Source organism: Lactobacillus sp. CBA3605 (genome assembly GCF_002970915.1).
Taxonomy (GTDB): Bacteria; Bacillota; Bacilli; order Lactobacillales; family Lactobacillaceae; genus Lactiplantibacillus.
Map to the genome: position 1 here is coordinate 1,230,794 of NZ_CP027190.1, position 20,611 is coordinate 1,251,404.

Consider the following 20,611-nt stretch of genomic DNA (forward strand, 5'->3'; position numbering starts at 1 on the left):
TTCCCCCTCAACTAAAACTACGCAAATAAATGACCAATAAAATACGTTACAATCATCGTTAATAATCCCGAGACGACATTCCGTAAAACCCCATGCTTACGATCAGAATTACCCAAGACCGCAGCAATGTAACCGGTAATGGCTAATGCCACAGCGACCGCTACCACCGTCGCTAAAATCTTAATCCGTGCTGGGAAAAAGGTTATTGAGACTAACGGTAAGATTGATCCCGTTGGAAATGCAATCATGGATGCAATTCCGGCCGCATAGGGACTGATAAACTCGCTTGGATTAAAACCGTAACGTTCCCGTACTGTCGTAATCAAGGCATCTTCTTGCATCATTTCTTTAGTTGCCTGGGCCGCTAATGGCGCACTAATCCCTTGATCAACATACTTTTTAGTTACCATCGCAACTTCATCGTCGTAATGCTGCGATAACGCTGTTTTTTGACGTTGAATCGCCATTTTTTGCGCATCTTTTTGGGTATTAACTGAAACATATTCACCCATCGCCATCGAAATTGTTCCGGCCAACATGCCAGCTAACCCAGAAATTAAGATTGAAAAACTATTCGTTGTGGCACCAGCAACCCCGACAACAATCCCCGCAACTGATAAGATACCATCATTAGCGCCCATGACACTAGCGCGCAAAATATTAACCCGTTGTGCTAAGGTCATTTTTTGTTTCATTATTTCTAACCCCCGTTGCTACTTTATAATCACTATTACTTAATAGATGTTATTCCTTTGTCTTTTAAAATGCAAGCTCTGCTAAGCATTTTAAGTTATGCTCACCTAAACATAATTATAGTGTACCATCAAATTGAATTTTCTGTTAATCGAATCAGTGACCAAAAAGGCGCTGAGAACTTGCTCAGCGCCTACTTGTATCTGTAAATTTTAATTAACTGCTTTAAATTGTTGACTTGTTGCTAATGGGAATTCAGCTGGTTCAGCAGCGTTCATTAAGTCGGCCGTTAAAGCAACCCGCGTGATGGTTTGATCATTATACGGTTGCATATAAAAAGCTGGTTCGTTCATACTCATATAAGCACGATACTGCGTATAATCAGCAGAGCCATCATCTTTAATCTTAACACCCTTAGGAATTTCAACAGAATTTAACATGTGTGACAAAGCGTTTACGGCCGCAGCATCCGTAGTGACAGCTTCCGTATGCGTCCGCATAAAGACTGTCCGGATAAAGCGTGATGGTGACGTATAATCGCCAGGCATCCCTAAAGCCCCAGTACCGGGACCAAAAGCTTTGACTTCTAAATCGCCATATTGTCGATTAACATGTGATTCTGGTTGCAATTCAACGTAGTTACTGAGGTTCTTCAAGTGCCAATCAAAATCTGGTGAATTCGTCATAACGCCCACTGGATTCTTCATGAAATGAATGCCATCAGCTTCTTGCTCTAAAACATAGGTTGCCCCACTACGATCACTGATGATCCAATGCAATGGTACTACGATGTTCAATAAAGGCGCTGCAGCTTCTGTAATGTGCAACCCATCTAAGCGGTCACCTAATTCAGCAGCACTCTTTAAATTACCTAAGAGCCACATGACAAGTTCATGTGGGGCTAAATTAGTCTTACCGTCAACCGGTTCTGCGGCATAATGCGCTTGACCGGAAAAATACAACGCCGCTGCGCTCACACCAAATTCATTGACACCATCAACGAGCACGTAACCGTTCAAATCACGGCCAGTACCCACAAAACTATAAGGGGCATCAAAACCGGTCGCGTTGGTCACGCTGGTAAAGTGATGGTGCCGTGGAATAGCCACTGGCCGACCACCGAGTTCAAATCCAAAATCCATTGTCCGGGCTAAGAATTGATCACCACCCGTGGTTTGATACGTTAAACTTGTACACATGGGACTTCACTTCCTTGATTTAAGTACTCCCATCTTAGCACCTAAATCAATTCGATACACGTATTTACACAATTAATTTACCCTAATCAGTTTAATCTTTAATCCGTAAGGTCATCGCATTAATCGCCACGATTACAGTACTAAGTGACATCACAACCGCCCCAACCATTGGATTTAAGATAAAACCGATTGGTGCTAATACCCCGGCGGCCAACGGAATCGTAATCACGTTATATCCTGCACCCCACCATAGGTTCTGCGTCATCTTGCGCGTTGTTTGCCGTGCAAGTTCGAGGAATTCAACCACATCGTTGGGATTACTCTTAACTAAAACGATATCTGCCGAATCAATCGCCACATCCGTCCCAGAACCAATCGCAACCCCGATATCCGCACTGGCTAAGCTAGGCGCATCGTTAACCCCATCACCAATCATCATGACATGGCTACCGTCGGCTTGATATTTTTTAACTAATTTCGCCTTATCTTCTGGTAATAGACTCGCATGAACGGTCGTAATGCCAAGTTGTTTAGCGACCACTTGCGCACTTTGTTCATTATCCCCAGTTAACATAACCGGTGTGATGTGTTGCGCGATTAAGCTATCAATCAAGTTCTTCGCTTCTGGCTTAATCTGATCCCCTTGTGCCACATAACCTAAGACTTGGTCAGCTTGAATTAAGAAGCTAACTGAGTTTCCGGCCGAGGCTAACCGATTGAATGTCGCTTGATCATAAGCTAATTTTTTGCGATCCAAGTAAGCCGCTGAAACGATTTGAACCGTTTTTTCGGCCACGGTCCCACTAAGACCAACCCCGGTAATTTGATGCACATCACTCGCTGTTGCTGGCGTTAATTGCTGCGCTTTAGCTGCTTTCAAAATTCCGACCGCTAACGGATGACTTGACCCATTTTCCAGCCCCGCCATAATCGCTAAAACATCATCTGCTTTAAGTGACTCAGTGGTACTTTGATAGTCAGCCACCTTGAAGTTTCCGGCAGTTAACGTCCCCGTTTTATCCATTAACGCATAATTCAATTTTTTCACTTGTTCCATGGCATCCCGATTTCGCATTAACAATCCATGACTGGCCGCAATCGCTGTACTCCGTGCAACCACTAGTGGTACCGCTAAACCTAATGCATGGGGGCAGGCAATGACTAAGACAGTCACTGCAATGGATAAAGCTAACGCAAGGTTACCAAAAATCATCCAAACGATAAAGGCGACAATCGCCACGGTTAACGCCGCGTAGAACAATAATCCGGCCACACGATCGGCCATATTTTCTTGCGATGATTTAGCCGCTTGCGCATCAGTGACCAATTTCATGACTTGCGCCAAGTAACCCGTCTCACCAGTCCCAGTAACCCGCATTTCAAAGGTTCCTTCACCATTGACCGAACCGCCGACGACCTTGGCATCAGTTTGCTTTTCAACTAAGCGCGCTTCACCAGTAACCATCGCTTCATTAACACTGCTGGCACCACTAGTAATCACCCCGTCAGCTGGAATCTTTTCACCAGCGCGAACTTGAACATGATCATCAGCAACTAATTCTGAAATCTTAACGTCTTTAGTTTCTCCAGCCACTACTTTGTGCGCTGTACTTGGTAACAACTTGGCCAAGTTATCCACCGCGGAACCGGCGTTCATTACAGTATTCATTTCAATCCAGTGACCGAGTAACATGATATCGATCAATGTAGCTAACTCCCAGAAAAAGTCAGTGACCATTGGGGTGACTTGTAATAAGTTGTTAGCAACGACCGCATAAATACTGTACACGTATGCCACGCCAATCCCCATCGCAATCAACATCATCATCGCTGGTTTACGGTTGGCCCATTCGGCTTTGGCCCCACTAAAGAATGGCTGACCCCCATAGATGAAGATGATCGTCCCTAAAATTGCGACCAGATAATCCGACCATGGCCGGAAAACAACTTGAAACGGTAAGCTGACGCCCATCATAGGACTCATAATAATGAGCGGTATCGTTAAAATTAATGAGACCCAGAACTTCCGCTTTAAGTTCCCCATATGCATCATCTGGCCACCGCCCATATCCATGTCCATATCATGCATGTCCATTTTACTCATATCCATATCTTGCATATCCTGCTTTGAATCAGCATTCATATCGGTCATATTGCCCATATCTGCTTTTTTCATTCTAATTACCTCCCAAATGTTTACACTTCGTTTACATCTGTAATTCATAATCAAGTTTACAATCGTAAACGATAATTGTCAAGTAACAGCCTCATTATTTAAACGATTATTTTAAATACCGGTCGGTAATTAAAGCATATAAAAAAGTAGTGTGTCAGGCAAACACGACGCACTACTTCACTCGCTTAACTTTCAAATTACTTTTCCTAACAAGTCGCCTCATCACCAGGCAAACAATCACAGTCCACGGTGACTGGTGCGGTGGCCGCCTTACGCGCCAACTCCGCTTGTAATTTCGTAATATCGGCTTGACTAAGCGTTAACTTACCGACTAGATCAGTTAACGTTTGACCGACACGCATCTGACAAAGGTGGCCAAACAACGTCTCAACCGCTTCATCCATCGACGGTTGTTCTGCAACCGTTGGATAGTACGTAAACGCCCGGCCATTCTTTTCGGCCCGTAAGGCACCCTTTTTAATCAACCGCCCTAGCAAAGTCTTAACTGTAGCCGGCTTCCAGCCCATCTTTTCAGCCATGATTTCGGCCATTTGACTACTGGTCACATGACCCAACGTCCAAGTTACCCGCATTACTTCCCATTCAGCGTCACTAATTTCAATTTTTGTTTGTGCTTCCATTTGATTAACCACCCTTCTACATTTAATAATCCACTATAGTTTACATTCGTAAACAATAAAAAGCAACTTTCTTTTCCTTTACACTAGCGTATATGACTATTTTACCGCTAACCATCGGAATCCGGTTCGACTTATTGAACCAATTATAATTCTATACTACAATGTTGATAAATAGATTTATTTAGGAGGAGATTGTTATCTATAAATTCTTTGTTCAGCCACAAGTTAATGAGCAAGATCATTCCATTTATGGTTATGAAGTTTTATTACGGGAACAGCAAAATGATACTTGGACTTTACCCACCAACTTTTCTGAAATTCCATTAAAGGAACAAGCCAAGCTGTTAAAACAAACTGCAACCGCACTTAAAACTTCACTCACTAATAAGGTCATTGCATTTAATCTAGACCACGAACAAGTGATTAACCCTCTAACCTTGGGCACGATTGTTGCATTGAAAAAACAGATTAATCCTTCAGCCTTAACCATCGAATTCACCGATGCGCCAACTCTAGAAGAAGTCCAACAATACAGCATTCTTCTCCATCAAAATGGCATGCAATTAGTCCTAGACGATGTCGGCACCGGCACTAACACCTATGAGAATATCAAAGACATGTTACCTTACGTTGATCAGATTAAATTTTCGATGCAAAACTTGCGTATGAGCGGTGAAGCCAATAAGATACCAGAGCTACTCGCTTTTTGGAGTAAGATTGCTCGTGACTATCGGTTAACCATGATTCTTGAAGGCGTCGAGGATCAACATGACCAGGCCTTAGCTGCTAAGTTTGGCATTACGATTCATCAAGGGTACTTATATGGTAAGCCCACATTGCCAGCTTAACTTCATTTGGGGGTCCGATTAATATGACACTTGCGCATTGGTACGTGCCATCACTAATAACCAGTATTTTTTTCTTGCTCGGTATGATTACCTTATATTGGCTACTGGCTGATCGTGCTATCCATTACTTCGAACAACGTAATCATACCGTTAATCAAGAACACGTCCGCACTGTGGTTGGCATAGGTTACATGGCTATTTTTATTTTGTGTTTGCAATTACTCGTTAGTCATCAACAAAATAGCTGGGTTTTCATGAATTTTCAACTCTTTGCAGTCGTCTTCGTCAGTTACTTCTTATTATTAAATATCAAGTTATGGCAATGGGGACTAACGGCCGTTTTGTTCATGATTATTAATGGCACGATTTTTGAATCTTTATCCTGGCTATATACATTAATTTTGATTGTTTTCTTCTTCATCATGAAACTTTTAAAACGACATAAGCAGTACAATCATTGGGATTTTATCAACTACTTAGTCATCACAATGGGATTTGCAGCAATTCTCTGGGGGATTGTCGCTTGGCGGTTACAACTATCGCCTAAGCTAGTTGGCGCTGAATTAGGCTATATGTTAATTATGTTAACTATCGTCTACTTTTATATCAACTTACTTTATCGCGATGCCGCCACGTTGGCCCAACTCACTTACAGTACTAATTTTGATGAATTAACTCATGCTAAAAATTATTTTGCTTTTCGAACTAACTTTGGACATGACTTTGAAGATGACCGTACGCAACAGCGACCATTTACCATTATGCTGTTTGATATTGATCACTTCAAAACCATCAACGATACTTACGGCCATTTGGCTGGTGATTATGTGCTAACCCGATTAGCGGGCCTGATTGAAACTTACTTACATGAACTCGATTCAGACTTAGTCCTCTACCGAACGGGCGGTGAGGAGTTCACGATTCTGTTCAATAACTATCCACTAGCCACGACACTCCCGCAGGCGCAAACCATTGCCGAACTGATTCGTACCGCAGACTTTAATTATGACCATCAAACGATTCATGTTAGTATTTCCGTGGGATTAACACAACAACGGGTGACGGATGATGATAGTACCGCCTTATACAAGCGGGCTGACACCTACCTTTATCAGTCTAAGAATCATGGCCGTGACCAAGTTACTGCCAAATAAATCTGATTTCAACTTAAAACCGGTGGTCCAGAGATAACATCTCTCGGCCACCGGTTTTGGCATTAAATCACGATTTAGTTCACTTGCTGACTAAAACGAGTTAATAAAATCATTAACGTTGGCACTGTAGTTGGATAATCAGTCGCATGGGCTAATAAATAACTTTCTAATTTACTTTGATACAACGTTATAGTTGTTATTTGACCGTTGGTTTGTAATAACGTCCGTCGAAATTCATTCAATAATTGTTGTAACTCGGCTTGAACTGAATCCGAGCGATCTAAGGTTAATGCCGCCCGACTAATGGCGTCCACGACCATCACGGGTGTAATTGTTGCGCTAGTTGTCATTTTTAATTGGCCCCCGCCCTTTTTAGAATAACCTCCAGTATACACCGCCCGCTGAAAAAAGTTAGCACTAAGTCCGGAAATTGCCGGGGTGATTGAAATATGTTAGGATATTCCATTACCTAACTATGGAGGTTTTTCGATTGAAACCAAACTCAAAACTTTTTATGCGGCTACAAGCCTTTATGCGCGGCCGTTATGGTCAAAACGACACGCTTAATCGCGTTTTAAATAACACTGCGTTATTACTTATCTTAGTGGGTATCTTCACCCGTCTAACTTGGTTAACTTTAATCGCCTTAATCCTATTAGTCGTTAGCTATTGGCGCCTTTTTTCTAAAAAAATCTATCGGCAAGTTGCCATTAACCGCACTTTTCAACGTTTCTGGCGACCCTTGGTGCGGCCGTTCACTCGCATGGGTTACCGCATTAAACAGCGGTGGCATTACCGTTTCTTTCATTGTGCGCAATGTCAGCAACGGATTCGGGTCCCACGTCATCACGGCCATGTAAGGGTCACTTGTCCAAAATGTGGGCATCAATTTAAGGCTCGAACTTAATTTCTGAAAAGCTAAAAAAAATTTCAGAAATCGCTTACGAAAACAACGCTTTTCTGTTACAGTGACCTATTGTGGTTACTGTTTCAAAAAAGGAGATCTCGTTTTATGCAAACCAAGTCACACAGTAACCCAACCTTAATCATGATTGGGTTATTACTCGGGGGCTTTGTGGGAATGTTCAGTGAAACGGCTTTGAACATTGCCCTCCCTCAATTAGAACAACAATTACATGTTAATACCGGGACCATTCAATGGCTCGTGACGGGCTACTTACTAATGGTCGGCATCGTCTTACCGCTATCAAGCATGTTAACGAAACATTTTACTACGCGCCAACTAATCATCTTTGCCTTAGTTGATTTCATGGTTGGGGCAATTGTTTCGGCGTTAGCACAAACTTTCGTCCTATTATTAATCGGCCGGATGATTCAGGGGATTGCCACTGGACTCATCTTACCCTTAATTTTCATTGTTTTGTTAGCGGTTTATCCACCACAAAAACGTGGTGCCGCCATGGGATTAGTCGGGTTAGTCATTATGTTCGCACCGGCCCTCGGACCAACTATTGCGGGGATTATTCTGGGAAGTCTCTCTTGGCATTGGATTTTTTGGTTATTCGTACCTTTACTTGCAGTTGCCCTCATTATTTCAATTATTTTTATGCAAAATGTTTCCGAAGTCACCAAGCCTAAAATTGATGGCTTATCAATTATCTTATCATCGGTTGGATTTGGTGGGTTAGTCGTTGGTGCCAGCTTAGCCGGTGATCGCGGTTGGGGTAATCCGTTAGTGCTCATCGCCCTTACTATCGGGATTGTCGCACTATACTTCTACTGTCACCGCCAACTACACTTGGAAACGCCAATTTTAAACTTACGCGCCTTTAGCTTTAAAAAATTCAGCGTCGGGACCGTCTTAGTCATGATTGACTTCGGCATCATCATGTCATCTATGTATCTCTTACCCATGTATTGGCAAAAGGGCTTGCTCGCACCCGTTGCGATGACAGGGATTTTGATGTTACCTGGTGGGATTATCAATGCGGTCATTTCGGCAACTTCTGGTCATCTCTTTGACAGTTATGGGGCTCGCTACTTAACTCGTGGTGGCTTTGCGTTAACCTTTATTGGCGCATTAATGCTTATCTTCACGACGACACACTCGAGTTATTGGTACGTTGTTTTAGCCCACGTCATTCTCATGATTGGCGCCCCATTAGCCATGTCCCCTGCTCAAACTTATGGGTTAAATGCTTTACGGGGACCCGTTGCCGCTGATGGCAGTACCATTCTTAACACCTTGCAACAAATCCTTGGCGCCCTAGCAACCGCAATCGCCACTAGTCTATTGGGCATCGGCCAAAGTGCGAGTCACGCGACTGGTGCAACTGCCTTTGTCCATGGCGTTCACTACGGATTTTGGTTCACACTAGCGTTGTCAGTATTAGGCTTTATCATCTCCCTAATGGTCAGCAATCAGCCTGAAAAATCAATTGATCCGTTGGCTGACAAATCGGCTGCTACGGCCAAACAATAACTACAATTAACGCTACTTTGATGCGCTGCTTAAGTGCCTAACCACCCAATATGGTTAGGCACTTTCTATATCCGAAATATTAGCCATGCTTTACATAACGTGAACTACTCGGCCTTGAATGATCGAGCTTTTGAGAACACTGCTAACTTACACAATAGTGCGAGCACTATGCCCAGCGGTTACAGCTATTCATCACGTCTTTAAAAGAACGTGTTTCCTCGCCTAATTTAAAAAATGTTGCAAGTAATCAAGCTAACGGCTTCATTACTCGCAACAAGATTATAAGACACTAACATCACTGATACGCAGAATAAATCTATTTTAAGCATTTAAGAAATACAAAATTAGCTTCGTCAATAATTGTAAGAATTGTGTGTGAAAAATAGCTGGTAATAACCAGATACATACCATTAATACCGTAATTATTGTTCGCAAGACAAGAATCTTCGTAAAGTTTGCTTTCGAAATTAACGTTAAATATGGTATAGGATAATTAGTACAATACTTATATTTGAAACTCGGCATAAGGACACCTAGAAACATATATAGTCCAGATGCCACAGCTAATAATATTAGGCACAAGATATAGTGCTTAAGGGCTTCGGAAATAACTGCGCTCCAGCCAATAATCAGAGCAAGTAAGCCACCATAAATCGTTATTCTATAAAGTTTGTTCTTTTTATACTCATAAGCAGTTCCAAGATTGATTTTTTTCTTTATCGTTCTCTTTTGAGAGTAGCTTATTTTTTTGTCAAACTGGAAAATATTTGGCATAAAGATTGTAATTAAAATAACAACAGCCAGACCTATCAATAAAATGATCCAAATTAATAACAGAAAAATTAAATTTAGTGACATTAGTTTTCCCTTTCCTTTTCTAAATAAAACCGGTCGATTATTTGAACCGACCGTTTAAGATTACCACTTAAAACAGTACTTCACTATAAAAATAATTTGCCTAGCCTTTTACGCAATCGCACGTATGAGAAAGCCCCATGTTTATAGGGTCAAAACTTCACATGGCGTTTTTTTGATTGCACTTTCTACTAATTTCCCGCACAATGATTATGAATCGAGTGATAAGGAGTTTTATCTTAATGGCAATTACAATTAATTTAATCATTGGGACCAGTGTTATCTTAGCCTTACTTTGTTGGGGGTTGGCCGCTTATTATTTTCGGGCCACTCAAAAGCTCGTCCCCCTCATCTGGCTGATTGCTGGTCTAGCTTCGGCGGGATTAGCCGGCTTCTTCATCTGGGCCGCCATTCCGCTTTGGACAAGTATTTAAGGAGGTCAATTATGGATTCATCAGGACTTTTTAAAAAGTATCTCACAAAGTACCACATCACGATGCAACATCCAGAACACGGGTTAATTATGCTAACCTCTGAAGTTTGGCTCAAGCATCCGGAACTTCAAACTGCTATTTTAGAAAATTTACAAGATTTAACTGGCGTACAACAAGTGACAGTCAATAGTCCCGAACAACTCGTCATGCGTTATAATTCCGCTCAACTGCGACAACTTAATCCTGTGGCGTTATTTGCCATTGAACGCAAGCTCAGCCGGCAATATCGCGAAGCCGGTTACTGATTTCAAAAAGGTCAGCCGATTATCATGACAATCGGCTGACCTTTTTTGTGAACCAGTTAGAATTTAATGGTTGCTAAAATCTTACCTTCATCGCCACTAAAATTGATGACGTTACGTTTCAAATTAGCCGTCCAAGCTTGGCAACCGGCTGCGGCTAATTGCTTAACAGCTGTGGCTAAATCAAGCTTTCCCGCTACGTAATCAGTCCCAACTTGGGTGACTGTTGCAGCTGATTCTTCCCGCGCAACTCGGGTTGCCAGCCCGTTAGTCCGGCGTTCAACTAGATAGCCATCTTCACCAAAATAAGTCGTGGCACCCGTGGCAACATCATATTGAAAATGTTGGACCCCTAAGTCCGCTTCTTTTTGACCAATGGTGGCAAAATCAACGTGTTCACCCAATTCAGCCAAAACTTTATCAATTGCTGCTAATTTAAACATGGTATTACACTCCTTTTAATTTCATCATTAGTCCTATTGTAATCCAAATTAAGCCTGCGTGGTTTTTAAGGGATAGAAAATTCGCATTAATCCCATATAAATTAACGCAATGAGGATCATATCAATAAAGGTGGCCCCAAAGACCGTTGCGATTAGCGTCACTTGTTTTAACAACAAGAAGATGACCACGCCTAACACCCAGCATCCCAGTGCAATCCAATTAATCCCATGATGATACCAGTATTGTCCTTGCGAACTTGCTAATTCATTAACATCATAATGTTGATGATGACGCCAATAATAATCCACCAACAAGACACTAATCATCGGTCCTAAGACCATTCCAATATAATCCAAGAACGCCGTAAACGCCGCTAAGAAACTGCCCATTATCAAAGGAATCAACGTCACTAACGTTGCAATCACAGTAACTGCCCACAATGCTGGTCGCAAGCGAATCCGGGGAAAAATATTTGATAACGCCGACCCAGCCGCCAACAAATTAACCGCATTAGCGGTCATACTGGTTAACACAATAACTAATAACGCTAATACCCCTAGCCCCAGCCGACTCGCAATCGTACTTGGATCTGAGTTATTGGGGTCATAAGTACCGGAAGTAATCGCAATACTGATTGTTGCAGCTAAACCAATAAAAGCAAACCAGAATAGCCCCGTAAATGCGCCTAAAAAGGGCATGCCCGTTGCACCGGACCGTTTAGGCGTGAAGCGGGTGAAGTCGGCACCAGCGGTCACCCACGACAGGTTAAAGGCCGCCAGCGTATCCATACCAGCACCGGCCGTCATATGTAGCTTCGTTGGTGCCTGCCAGGCTAGTAATTGTGAAAAGCTCACCGTTCTAAAAACGACGACCGTTTCCCACAACACAAATAAGATGACCAGCACAATTCCCACCCGTTCAATCATCTGAACGGACTTTTGACCGACGGAAACACTAAGTAAATGCAAAATGCTCATGACAATGATGCCTGAAATCAGGCCTTTAGCGCCACCGGGTTGCCCATAAATTGGCCATCCGACGAGGTCATGTAATAAATAGCTGACTGAAGTAGCGGCAATAAACGTATTAACTGCGGTCCAGCCAATATACTGTGTTAGGTTAACAAACGAAGGCACGTAACTCCCACGCACACCGAATGACCCTCGAATCAAGCTCATCGTTGCTGCCCCAGTCTTATAACCCATAAAACCAACTAATGATAAGCATAAATAGGAAAGCGTGGACGAAGCAATAATGACTTTTAAAGCAGTAAGTAACCCACAGGCTGCTAAAACCCCTCCAACGTACCAAGTCCCGTTGTTCGCATTGGCCCCAATCCAAGTCGCAAACATGTCCCAATTCGACATATGACGATGTTTTGGTGCAATCACTTCTATCTGATATTTTGTTTCTTGCTTCACAACGTTCACCCTTTCTACAATGTTAACCATTGTAGTTTTTTCCGCTAGTGATGGTCAAGTCAATTCGACAAACTTTGTGCATTGCACTGCCTTTTAAATAGCCGTAAGATTAAAATAATAATAAATTAATTGGGAAGTGACACGTTTGAAAGGCGCATTAGTGGGTTGGCGACGTAATCTAGCCGTTTTATGGTTAGGAACTTTTATTGCGGGGATGGGATTCTCTGAGATTATGCCATTTTTATCTTTATACGTTAGCGAATTAGGCCATTTCACCCGGGGTCAACTAACGATGTACAGTGGCGTCACTTATGCCATTACCTTTTTAGTTATTGCCGTGGTATCACCACTGTGGGGCAAGCTCGCCGATCGTCGTGGCCGCAAACTCATGTTACTGCGATCATCCCTTGGGATGGCCGTCGTGATTGGTTTAATGGGATTCGTGCATAATATCTGGATTCTCATTTTTTTACGGTTTTTGCAAGGCTTATGTGCAGGCTACATTCCGAATGCCAGTGCCCTCATTGCAACAGAAACACCTAAAGAAAGTAGTGGGACCGCCATCGGTATCTTAACGACTGGCTACGTCTCTGGTAACTTAATTGGCCCAATTTTAGGCGGTGTTTTAGCACAGATCTTCTCGATTCGCCTAACATTTATCATCACCGGAATTTTATTATTAATCGTCTTTGTGTTGAGTCTCACCTTGGTGCATGAGAACTTTCAGCCTAGTGACCAAGCCGTCGCTCAGCCAACCGGCGGGCTATTGAGCCAATTTAAGAATCCAACGTTAATCATCACGTTACTCGTTTCAACGATGATTATTCAAATGGGCAATAATTCGATTACCCCGATTATCAGTCTTTACGTTCAACAATTAATGCATAACGTCGGTCCGATTACCATCGTTGCGGGAATTATCGCCGCCCTACCAGGGATTTCAACGCTCTTATCAGCACCGCGGTTGGGCCATTTGGGCGATACCCGAGGGACCGACCGAATCTTAGTCTTCGGCTTTGTCTTCGCAATTTTGATGTACTTTCCACAAGGCTTCGTATCAAGTATTTGGACGCTTGGGTTATTACGTTTTATGATTGGGGTCTCAGACGGGGCGCTCTTCCCAACCGTCCAAACCCTCCTTTCAAAAAACACACCCCATAACTTAACTGGGACTATTTTTAGCTGGAACCAGTCTTTCCAGGCACTAGGTAGTATGTTGGGGTCGTTGCTCGGTGGCGCGGTATCGACTTGGTTCAATTACAATGGTGTCTTCATTTTTACTGGTTTGTCCCTCTTACTTAACTTTATCGTCGTTCTGATTTTCATTCCAAGTATGCGCCATCCGTTTCGGGCTCATTGAGACGCTGACGAATTGTGCTTCTAACTGGATTATTCTGACCAACAATTCATTGAAATTTTTCCATTTCATGGTATTTAAAAATGCGACTAAAAATGAATCGAAGGATTCGTTTTAGTCGCATTTTTTATTTTTTCATTTGTCGGCGTTCAGCCAATCTCTCATTCATGCGGCGAACATCAATCCGGTTACTAATTTGTAGGCCCAGCCAAACAAGAGCATAAATTAGCGTCACGCTTAATAAATAGCGCACCGGATGGACTATAAAAATGGGCCACAGACCGTTATAAATACCGGTTAAGCCAACAAGTAATAAAACGCCACCATAATGGCTAACTAGCGCCAATGCAAATGAGATTTTCTCACTATCAAAAATCATGGATAACAGCCCAATCAAGGCGCTCATGACCCAGTTGCTTAGAATGTTGGCACGCGTTATTTCAATCGTTGGACTAAAGCTCATGATTACGACTAAAAAAGTAAACGACCCAATCAAGAGCCCAATCCCGGCGCTCTTTAAACTTTCCTTCAATATCTTTTTCACATCCCTAGTTGTTGTCGCAACTGTGGTAAGTATTTACGACTGACCTGCATTTTTAACTGATTCGCTAAGAAAGCCGTCATACTGCCGGAAAAGGCGGCTTCTAACGATTGGAGATGGTTCAAGTTAATGGCGGCACCTTTGGCAATTTGAATGAAATCTGGTTGGTTTAATTTGCTCAGTATCTTCTTCAAGACCCCCCGAACTTGATAGGTCGCGGCGACCGTGTAGAGCGTCACCTCATGACCGTAGACCTCTAGTGCGATAATATCGGCGATCGGCACTAAGACGACACGGTCATCAACTGTAATCGGATAGACGTCCACCGGTTGTTGGTGAGCTTCCAGCGCTTGGATTAATGCGATAACCGTCGGCGAAAGATGGGTAGCTTGAACCGTCACACGAATCTCACCATCTGCTAATTGGTCATTTTGCTCAAAATTAACCTGCAAGTCACCCACCACCTTTTTATCTGCCAATTATACCTTATTGATGGCTTGGCGACGACTGCGCTTGGCAAACACCAGTGTGAGGGCACCAAAGATGGCACTAAAGCCCACTAAGATTAAGCCATTTTCCTGCCAACTGGTTAAATGCTGCAACTGAATCCCAATTCCTAATGTCTGTTCGAAGTGATCACGCAATTGCGGTGCCTGTTTGAAAGTCGTCTTTAGTTGATCAGCCATCAATACTTGACGATAGATCGCCGCATTATAGGGGAATGGCGTGATTTTCATCACGTTTTGTGCGGCGACTGGAACTGCCCCAATTGGGATGTAGACCCCGGCGAAAAAGCCAGCGGATGTGCCTAAAATGGCCCCGATTTTTCCAAGCGAATCTGGATTAGTGACAAACGATAAGAGAAGTAAGTTAAAAGTCGTCCAAACAACGCTACTCAATAACATCATTCCTAAAACTGGTAGTATCAGCGTTAATGACAACACGATTTGATCCGTGAGACTAAAGTAGCCAACCATTACGACAAACATGACCAACTGCATCATGGTGCCAATAATGATGGCGCTCACTAAGTAACTGAACTGAATACCAATGAAGGACATATCGGTCAATGCTAAATCAGCCAGCGTCCCTGATTCGCGGTCAACAATCATCTGATTCAAACTATTAGCGGTCGTGGTGACGGCGGTTACCGCTAATGTACCGCCAATTAACCAAGGATCTAATAGATTCTGAGGGGCCACCAATTGTGACCAACTGGTTAGCATATTCTGTTTCAAAAACACGAGATACAAAATAAACGCAATGAGCGCGCCTAGTAACGAAAAGAAAACCCCACTTTTATTGCTAAAATAAAGTGTTAAGTGCCGTTTAACTAAAGCCGTCATTAGCGAATTTCCTTTCCGGTGAGTGCCATGAAAATATCATCCATATTTCCGTGGCGAAATTCAAAATGCGTAATGACCGCCTGGACTTTCGTTAACAGCCTAATGGCCTGTTGATCATTCGGTAGTGAAATCTGCAATTGTTGCTTCGTTTGCAGGACCTGCCATTCTGGCGCTAATTGTGCCAACACCACTTCGGGTTGGTCCGTCTCAATCATCAGTTGACTTTGGGCATAGGTGGCTTGCAGTTGTTTAACCGTATCGGCCGCAATAATTTGTCCTTGATCAATCACGTAGACATAATCGGCTTCAGCTGCCTCTTCTAAATAATGCGTGGTCAGAATAATCGTTAAGCCTTGTTGCTGGCGTAATCGGTTTAAAGTCCGCCAGATAACCGTTCTCGTCTGAATATCCAAGCCAGTCGATGGTTCATCTAAAAAGAGTAATTTAGGCTGATGAATCAATGCACGTGCAATATCAACTCGCCGGCGTTGACCACCTGAGAGCGTTCCGTAAGTTTGATTAAGGATCGACGTCAAACCAATGGCAGTAATCAATTCACTTGTAGGAGTTAAAGTTACCCCCTGATACATATCCGCACGACTTTTAAGATTTTGCCAAACCGTCAACTGATCATCCAAGACACTTTTTTGAAAAACAACACCAATCTGCTTTTGATAGTGTCGATTATCTGGACTGAGTCCGGCCATCTCAATAGTCCCAGCGGTGGGTGCTATGGTGCCAGTTAATAAATTAATCGTTGTTGATTTACCAGCGCCATTGGGCCCCAAGAAAGCCACTAACTGGCCGGCTTGGACCGTTAAATCAATCTGCTTAACGGCAAATTTAGCGCCAAATTGTTTGGTAATACCGGTTGCTGTCAGTAATGTCATCGCTACACGCTCCTTATCAATACCCCAAGTATACAGGAGTAGTGGCTGGCCTGCCCCCAACTTTGCGATAAGTGGTCTGAATGTTGCGATAAGTTGTTGCTTTCAAGGCATCAAAAGGAAACACCCACTAGGGTAAAATGGAACGTTGTAATGCGATTGCTCAAATTGGGATGCCTTTAGCAGAACGTTCAAGGCTACTTTCTTGTGCAGATATTATAAATTTGGCTTGCAAAAGCTAATTATGTCACAGCCTCGATTTCATGTTGATACTCGAAAGCTACTTTTTTAATAACAAGGCATCTTTATGTTCACGAACATAGGCCTTAAACATCGGATCAGTAAAATGCCAAGAATTACGATCCTCACTAGTTAAAATACCGAACTCATCACTTTTCAGCTGTGTAAGTGCTGGACTAATCGAGTTGGCACCCTTTTTATCATCATGTCGTAATTCGTTAACTGCTTTCAGAATATCTTGCATCGTCATCGTAGTCCGATCATCATTAGCCATTGCGTACAAAATGTAATTTCTAACTGTCGTTTTCGTACTGGTCTTATTTTTGGCCTTATCTAACAAGAACTCAAATGTTAATTCATTAACTTCAAAAATTTCATGAATTGCATCATTAATATAGCGGTCTTCAATCTTTTGATTGTTTTCATCAACGGCGGCATAGCCCGTTTTCTGACCTAATTCATGCACTACTTTGCCAATTCCACTTGAAATATACGTTGTTCGCTTAATCTGTTCCTCAGAACTATTCAGATTGGCTTTATCCCAACCAGTTCTGATAATTTGATTGCTTTCTTGCTGATTTAAATAGGGTACGGAGATTGTTGCTAATCGACTGCGTAAAGATTGTACGTCCCGCCAAAGTTCTTCGGCCGTTTGAGCAATCCCAACAAATATAATCTTAGCGTAAGAGTCTTCATAGTTAACCGCATCATCTGACATATTTTTAGCAATTTCAGCTAACCTAATTCTAAGATTCTTGGCATCTGCCGATAGATTTTCCATATCATCAACGACGAGTACCGTATTACGTTTAAACAAGGCTTCTTCTAATATGGCAAAGTCATCAGTACCTGTATATTGCTCATCAACCACTTGCTGGGTATTTTTAATCTGCTGCGAGCTACGCAAAGCAACCCATTTTGCTAGACCTAAGACAGTATCATGACCAGCTTCAGTCGTAGAAACTTGTTGTCCTTTGCGTGTTAAATTCATTTTCAGCGCAATGTCTGAAAGAAAACTTTCAACAGTCGTTGTATTGGTCATGGTCACTCTAACGCTATTAGTTTGATAAAGGGCCTGTAACTTGTTCAAATTATCAAGAACCATACTAGTTTTCCCAGCACCTGTTGGTCCAAAAACTAGCACTTGTCGGCCTTGCTGCGAGAACTCTCTAAATATAGTTTTATCCAGAGCGCCACGATCAACATAATTTCTTGTCGCTGGTTTACTGGGTGTGAACCACTTTGTTAATTCAACTTCTGCTTTTTTGCTATCCCAAGCCATTAAAATTTCCTCCCTCAAACATCTAATAGTCACCACATTATAACATTCTTGCGAGCAGGTAGGTGGGTATGGATTGTCATCATTGTGTCCAGATTTCAGCTTAATAGGATGTCTGAGCTATATCCCAAAAAAATAGTCCAATACCTTGAAATCACAAACTAACAAGGTACTGGACTAACTATTAAAAACTGATCACATTAAATCTGATTTACTTCACATACGTTCCCATAAATTGCGTCACCTTTTGCGTATACAATTTCGGTTGCTTAGTATACGATTCGGCATGGCCCGCACCTGGTACTACCCAGAGCTTTTTGGCCTTGACTGTCGTGGCACGATAATTTTGGTAGACCATCTTGGTCGGCACAAACGTATCCTGACCACCATGAATGAAAAAGATGGGCAACTTATTATGCTTTAGCTGCGCAACCGAACTCGCTTTGAGAAAGTTAAAGTGGGCCTTTGCATCGGCAACCCAACTCGCAGTATAAATTAATGGGAACTTTGGTAAATGATATAGTTCTTTGAGTTCATAACTCAACTCATCACTCACACTCGTATAACCACAATCTTCAATAATCGCTTTAACCTGTGACGGTAACGGTTCACCGCTCATCATCATGACAGTGGCACCCCCCATTGAGACACCGAATAACCCAATTTGGCTCTTGGTGCCAACACGTTTCACAACTTGGCGCGTCCATTTAACATAATCTAAGCGATCCGGCCAACCAAACCCATAATAATCACCCGCACTTTGACCGTTACCCCGATCATCAGGGGCTAAAACATTATAGCCTCGACGATGCCAGAGGCGAATATAGCTTGCCATCTGTTCCTTATTCCCCATATAACCATGGGCAACGACAATCGTACGCGTCGTTTTTTTAGTTGCTGGTACAAAATCAGCCACTAATTTTAAATGATCCGTCGCTGACCATTCATGCCAAGTTTGTTTTTTGACCGTTTTTAGCCAGGCTTGATTCTTTTTTAAAGTCGTCTGACTATTCTTAGAACTATGCGTCAAAACTTTGGGCGTCGGCTCAAAAGCAAAATGATAAAGATAAAAGCTCCCACCAGTTATCCCCATGATAATGACAACTACGACAGCTACTAGCGCAATTGTCCACTTTTTACGTCTAGTCATTTTTCGATACCTCACTAACTAAAAGCGCTAATTGTTGTTTGGTTAATAGGTGTGCTCCTACGGTTTGAGCCGCTAATTGAATGGCCCGTGTCATCGGATCCAGTGCTAACTCGACCCTTTCTCTACGCAACGTTTGTTCAAAAGCCCGACTAAACTGCGTATAGCGAGCTTCAATCTGCCGGGATTCTCGAATTGTTAAAATCGCCTGACTGATTGTCGTTAAGGAAAAATCTTGCTTTAAAATCGTCACAACTAACACGGCCACTAATTGATGGCGTGCATATTGCCGACCTGCTGTGGGTCGACTAAAGAAATGCTGCTTCACATAACTATTAACCATCGTTTTAGTGACGGCTGAAATGCCCAACGGCGCTAAGGTTTGATTGACTAACTGTAATAATTGCTCCATATACACCGGTACTGTTGGTAACTGTTGCCATGATAATAATCGAAATTTATTTAATGGTTGTGCTGTCATCGTTAAACCTCCTAAGCTATTATTAAGTTACCGTAACTTAAACTAAAATTCAAGCTAATTTAGTGTTATCAATTAGATTATATAGATTTATAATCTACATAATCAGTAGCAATCCGGCTTCTTATTGAAAACAACTTGAACCGCTACCCAACTTTCGGCTAAAATGAATGAGACATAAAATTATGCACAACAGAAAGGACCCTTTCATGAATAACGTTTATTTAGCAGCTCCCTTTTTTGACGAGGCCCAAAAAGCACGCATTGCTCAGGTTAAAGCCGCTTTAATCGCTAACCCAACAATCAATTCAGCCGGCATTTTCTTGCCAGAAGAACACCAATTCGAAGCTGAACCCTTTGGTAGCCGAGCTTGGCAACAATACGTTTATGCCTCTGACATGCGGCAAGTTCACCGCGCTGATCTAGTGGTCGCCCTACTCGACTTTGACATGACCAGTGACACTAACGAACCTGATTCCGGTACTATGTTCGAGATTGGCGCCGCCGTGGCTGAAAAGACACCGGTTCTGGTCGTTCAATTCGATGCTGACAAACAACTCAACTTAATGATTGCCCAAGGCTTAACTGCTTATTTCGATGCTAGCAAAGACGGGTTACAAGCTTTAGCCACGTACGATTGTGATGATCTTAAATCTAGACCAGCCAAGCGCCCCGTTTTTTAGGCCTTTAAATCGTCACATGCTAAAAACCATCATTCCATCCGAC

22 protein-coding genes are annotated in these 20,611 nt (G+C 42.6%); 8 read left to right on the forward strand and 14 right to left on the reverse strand.

Translation table 11 applies throughout. The features are described 5' to 3' along the window. Positions 1-17 precede the first annotated feature (17 nt). From C5Z25_RS06020 to C5Z25_RS06035, 4 genes are all read right to left on the reverse strand, one after another. Positions 18-695, reverse strand: a complete 678-nt coding sequence (locus C5Z25_RS06020) for a VIT1/CCC1 transporter family protein (RefSeq protein WP_105451809.1) — start codon at positions 693-695, stop codon at positions 18-20. A gap of 210 nt (positions 696-905) precedes the next feature. Further along, on the reverse strand, positions 906-1,892 hold the full coding sequence (locus C5Z25_RS06025) for a choloylglycine hydrolase family protein (protein ID WP_105451810.1): 987 nt from the start codon (positions 1,890-1,892) through the stop codon (positions 906-908). A 91-nt stretch (positions 1,893-1,983) separates the two neighbouring features. Continuing rightward, positions 1,984-4,011, reverse strand: coding sequence for a heavy metal translocating P-type ATPase (locus tag C5Z25_RS06030; protein WP_105452850.1), 2,028 nt, complete (start codon positions 4,009-4,011; stop codon positions 1,984-1,986). Between the two features lie 263 nt (positions 4,012-4,274). Then, positions 4,275-4,709 (reverse strand): CopY/TcrY family copper transport repressor, encoded by a 435-nt coding sequence (locus tag C5Z25_RS06035; protein WP_105451811.1) that lies wholly within the window; start codon positions 4,707-4,709, stop codon positions 4,275-4,277. 245 nt (positions 4,710-4,954) lie between these two features. Here C5Z25_RS06035 and C5Z25_RS06040 point away from each other — a divergent pair, with 245 nt between their 5' ends. Both C5Z25_RS06040 and C5Z25_RS06045 read left to right on the forward strand, forming a co-directional pair. Beyond that, positions 4,955-5,557, forward strand: coding sequence for an EAL domain-containing protein (locus C5Z25_RS06040; protein WP_234002799.1), 603 nt, complete (start codon positions 4,955-4,957; stop codon positions 5,555-5,557). Between the two features lie 23 nt (positions 5,558-5,580). Then, complete coding sequence (locus C5Z25_RS06045; RefSeq protein ID WP_105451813.1) at positions 5,581-6,711, forward strand: GGDEF domain-containing protein; 1,131 nt, start codon at positions 5,581-5,583, stop codon at positions 6,709-6,711. A gap of 74 nt (positions 6,712-6,785) precedes the next feature. Here the strand turns inward: C5Z25_RS06045 and C5Z25_RS06050 are convergent, their stop codons facing one another. Continuing rightward, positions 6,786-7,061 (reverse strand): hypothetical protein, encoded by a 276-nt coding sequence (locus C5Z25_RS06050; RefSeq protein ID WP_105451814.1) that lies wholly within the window; start codon positions 7,059-7,061, stop codon positions 6,786-6,788. Between the two features lie 140 nt (positions 7,062-7,201). On the opposite strand from C5Z25_RS06050, the gene C5Z25_RS06055 reads away from it, so the two are divergent. The 4 genes from C5Z25_RS06055 (at position 7,202) to C5Z25_RS06075 (ending at position 10,748) form a co-directional block, all read left to right on the forward strand. Further along, positions 7,202-7,618 (forward strand): Zn-Finger Containing protein, encoded by a 417-nt coding sequence (locus C5Z25_RS06055; RefSeq protein ID WP_105451815.1) that lies wholly within the window; start codon positions 7,202-7,204, stop codon positions 7,616-7,618. Positions 7,619-7,723: 105 nt separating this feature from the next. After that, the gene (locus C5Z25_RS06060; RefSeq protein ID WP_105451816.1) at positions 7,724-9,154 is read left to right on the forward strand and encodes a DHA2 family efflux MFS transporter permease subunit; all 1,431 of its coding nucleotides are present in this window, start codon (positions 7,724-7,726) and stop codon (positions 9,152-9,154) included. 1,097 nt (positions 9,155-10,251) lie between these two features. Continuing rightward, positions 10,252-10,443: a hypothetical protein gene (locus C5Z25_RS06070; protein ID WP_105451818.1), complete on the forward strand. Its 192-nt coding sequence runs from the start codon at positions 10,252-10,254 to the stop codon at positions 10,441-10,443. Between the two features lie 11 nt (positions 10,444-10,454). Next, entirely contained in the window at positions 10,455-10,748 is a 294-nt protein-coding gene (locus C5Z25_RS06075; protein WP_105449331.1) for a hypothetical protein, read from the forward strand. 56 nt (positions 10,749-10,804) lie between these two features. Here the strand turns inward: C5Z25_RS06075 and C5Z25_RS06080 are convergent, their stop codons facing one another. Both C5Z25_RS06080 and C5Z25_RS06085 read right to left on the reverse strand, forming a co-directional pair. Beyond that, positions 10,805-11,188, reverse strand: a complete 384-nt coding sequence (locus C5Z25_RS06080; RefSeq protein WP_105449332.1) for a DUF1398 family protein — start codon at positions 11,186-11,188, stop codon at positions 10,805-10,807. A 48-nt stretch (positions 11,189-11,236) separates the two neighbouring features. Continuing rightward, the gene (locus C5Z25_RS06085) at positions 11,237-12,610 is read right to left on the reverse strand and encodes a cytosine permease (RefSeq protein ID WP_105451819.1); all 1,374 of its coding nucleotides are present in this window, start codon (positions 12,608-12,610) and stop codon (positions 11,237-11,239) included. Positions 12,611-12,755: 145 nt separating this feature from the next. On the opposite strand from C5Z25_RS06085, the gene C5Z25_RS06090 reads away from it, so the two are divergent. Next, positions 12,756-13,970 carry an MFS transporter gene (locus tag C5Z25_RS06090; RefSeq protein WP_105451820.1) on the forward strand — a complete coding sequence of 405 codons (1,215 nt, stop codon included), beginning with the start codon at positions 12,756-12,758 and terminating at the stop codon, positions 13,968-13,970. Positions 13,971-14,094: 124 nt separating this feature from the next. On the opposite strand, the gene C5Z25_RS06095 is transcribed toward C5Z25_RS06090, so the two are convergent. The 7 genes from C5Z25_RS06095 to C5Z25_RS06125 all read right to left on the reverse strand — a co-directional run bounded on the left by C5Z25_RS06095 (position 14,095) and on the right by C5Z25_RS06125 (position 19,888). Next, positions 14,095-14,499 carry a DUF3021 domain-containing protein gene (locus tag C5Z25_RS06095; protein ID WP_158682918.1) on the reverse strand — a complete coding sequence of 135 codons (405 nt, stop codon included), beginning with the start codon at positions 14,497-14,499 and terminating at the stop codon, positions 14,095-14,097. A gap of 8 nt (positions 14,500-14,507) precedes the next feature. Further along, entirely contained in the window at positions 14,508-14,987 is a 480-nt protein-coding gene (locus C5Z25_RS06100) for a LytTR family DNA-binding domain-containing protein (RefSeq protein WP_234002789.1), read from the reverse strand. Further along, on the reverse strand, positions 14,988-15,854 hold the full coding sequence (locus C5Z25_RS06105; RefSeq protein ID WP_105451822.1) for an ABC transporter permease: 867 nt from the start codon (positions 15,852-15,854) through the stop codon (positions 14,988-14,990). After that, positions 15,854-16,744: an ABC transporter ATP-binding protein gene (locus tag C5Z25_RS06110; RefSeq protein WP_105451823.1), complete on the reverse strand. Its 891-nt coding sequence runs from the start codon at positions 16,742-16,744 to the stop codon at positions 15,854-15,856. Before C5Z25_RS06110 ends, C5Z25_RS06105 begins: the two co-directional genes overlap by 1 nt. 277 nt (positions 16,745-17,021) lie before the next feature. Further along, on the reverse strand, positions 17,022-18,263 hold the full coding sequence (locus C5Z25_RS06115) for an ATP-binding protein (protein WP_105451824.1): 1,242 nt from the start codon (positions 18,261-18,263) through the stop codon (positions 17,022-17,024). A 208-nt stretch (positions 18,264-18,471) separates the two neighbouring features. After that, entirely contained in the window at positions 18,472-19,410 is a 939-nt protein-coding gene (locus tag C5Z25_RS06120) for an alpha/beta hydrolase (protein WP_105451825.1), read from the reverse strand. Then, positions 19,403-19,888 carry a DUF1836 domain-containing protein gene (locus tag C5Z25_RS06125; RefSeq protein WP_105451826.1) on the reverse strand — a complete coding sequence of 162 codons (486 nt, stop codon included), beginning with the start codon at positions 19,886-19,888 and terminating at the stop codon, positions 19,403-19,405. Before C5Z25_RS06125 ends, C5Z25_RS06120 begins: the two co-directional genes overlap by 8 nt. A 206-nt stretch (positions 19,889-20,094) precedes the next feature. On the opposite strand from C5Z25_RS06125, the gene C5Z25_RS06130 reads away from it, so the two are divergent. Continuing rightward, positions 20,095-20,568: a nucleoside 2-deoxyribosyltransferase gene (locus tag C5Z25_RS06130; RefSeq protein ID WP_105451827.1), complete on the forward strand. Its 474-nt coding sequence runs from the start codon at positions 20,095-20,097 to the stop codon at positions 20,566-20,568. The last annotated feature ends 43 nt before the right edge of the window (positions 20,569-20,611 follow it).

Bases quoted from the DNA above. Each gene is read 5' to 3' on its own strand.
- C5Z25_RS06020 (WP_105451809.1), bottom strand. From the start codon at position 695: ATGAAACAAAAAATGACCTTAGCACAACGGGTTAATATTTTGCGCGCT.
- C5Z25_RS06025 (WP_105451810.1), bottom strand. From the start codon at position 1,892: ATGTGTACAAGTTTAACGTATCAAACCACGGGTGGTGATCAATTCTTA.
- C5Z25_RS06030 (WP_105452850.1), bottom strand. From the start codon at position 4,011: ATGCAAGATATGGATATGAGTAAAATGGACATGCATGATATGGACATG.
- C5Z25_RS06035 (WP_105451811.1), bottom strand. From the start codon at position 4,709: ATGGAAGCACAAACAAAAATTGAAATTAGTGACGCTGAATGGGAAGTA.
- C5Z25_RS06045 (WP_105451813.1), top strand. From the start codon at position 5,581: ATGACACTTGCGCATTGGTACGTGCCATCACTAATAACCAGTATTTTT.
- C5Z25_RS06050 (WP_105451814.1), bottom strand. From the start codon at position 7,061: ATGACAACTAGCGCAACAATTACACCCGTGATGGTCGTGGACGCCATT.
- C5Z25_RS06060 (WP_105451816.1), top strand. From the start codon at position 7,724: ATGCAAACCAAGTCACACAGTAACCCAACCTTAATCATGATTGGGTTA.
- C5Z25_RS06070 (WP_105451818.1), top strand. From the start codon at position 10,252: ATGGCAATTACAATTAATTTAATCATTGGGACCAGTGTTATCTTAGCC.
- C5Z25_RS06075 (WP_105449331.1), top strand. From the start codon at position 10,455: ATGGATTCATCAGGACTTTTTAAAAAGTATCTCACAAAGTACCACATC.
- C5Z25_RS06080 (WP_105449332.1), bottom strand. From the start codon at position 11,188: ATGTTTAAATTAGCAGCAATTGATAAAGTTTTGGCTGAATTGGGTGAA.
- C5Z25_RS06105 (WP_105451822.1), bottom strand. From the start codon at position 15,854: ATGACGGCTTTAGTTAAACGGCACTTAACACTTTATTTTAGCAATAAA.
- C5Z25_RS06110 (WP_105451823.1), bottom strand. From the start codon at position 16,744: ATGACATTACTGACAGCAACCGGTATTACCAAACAATTTGGCGCTAAA.
- C5Z25_RS06115 (WP_105451824.1), bottom strand. From the start codon at position 18,263: ATGGCTTGGGATAGCAAAAAAGCAGAAGTTGAATTAACAAAGTGGTTC.
- C5Z25_RS06120 (WP_105451825.1), bottom strand. From the start codon at position 19,410: ATGACTAGACGTAAAAAGTGGACAATTGCGCTAGTAGCTGTCGTAGTT.
- C5Z25_RS06125 (WP_105451826.1), bottom strand. From the start codon at position 19,888: ATGACAGCACAACCATTAAATAAATTTCGATTATTATCATGGCAACAG.
- C5Z25_RS06130 (WP_105451827.1), top strand. From the start codon at position 20,095: ATGAATAACGTTTATTTAGCAGCTCCCTTTTTTGACGAGGCCCAAAAA.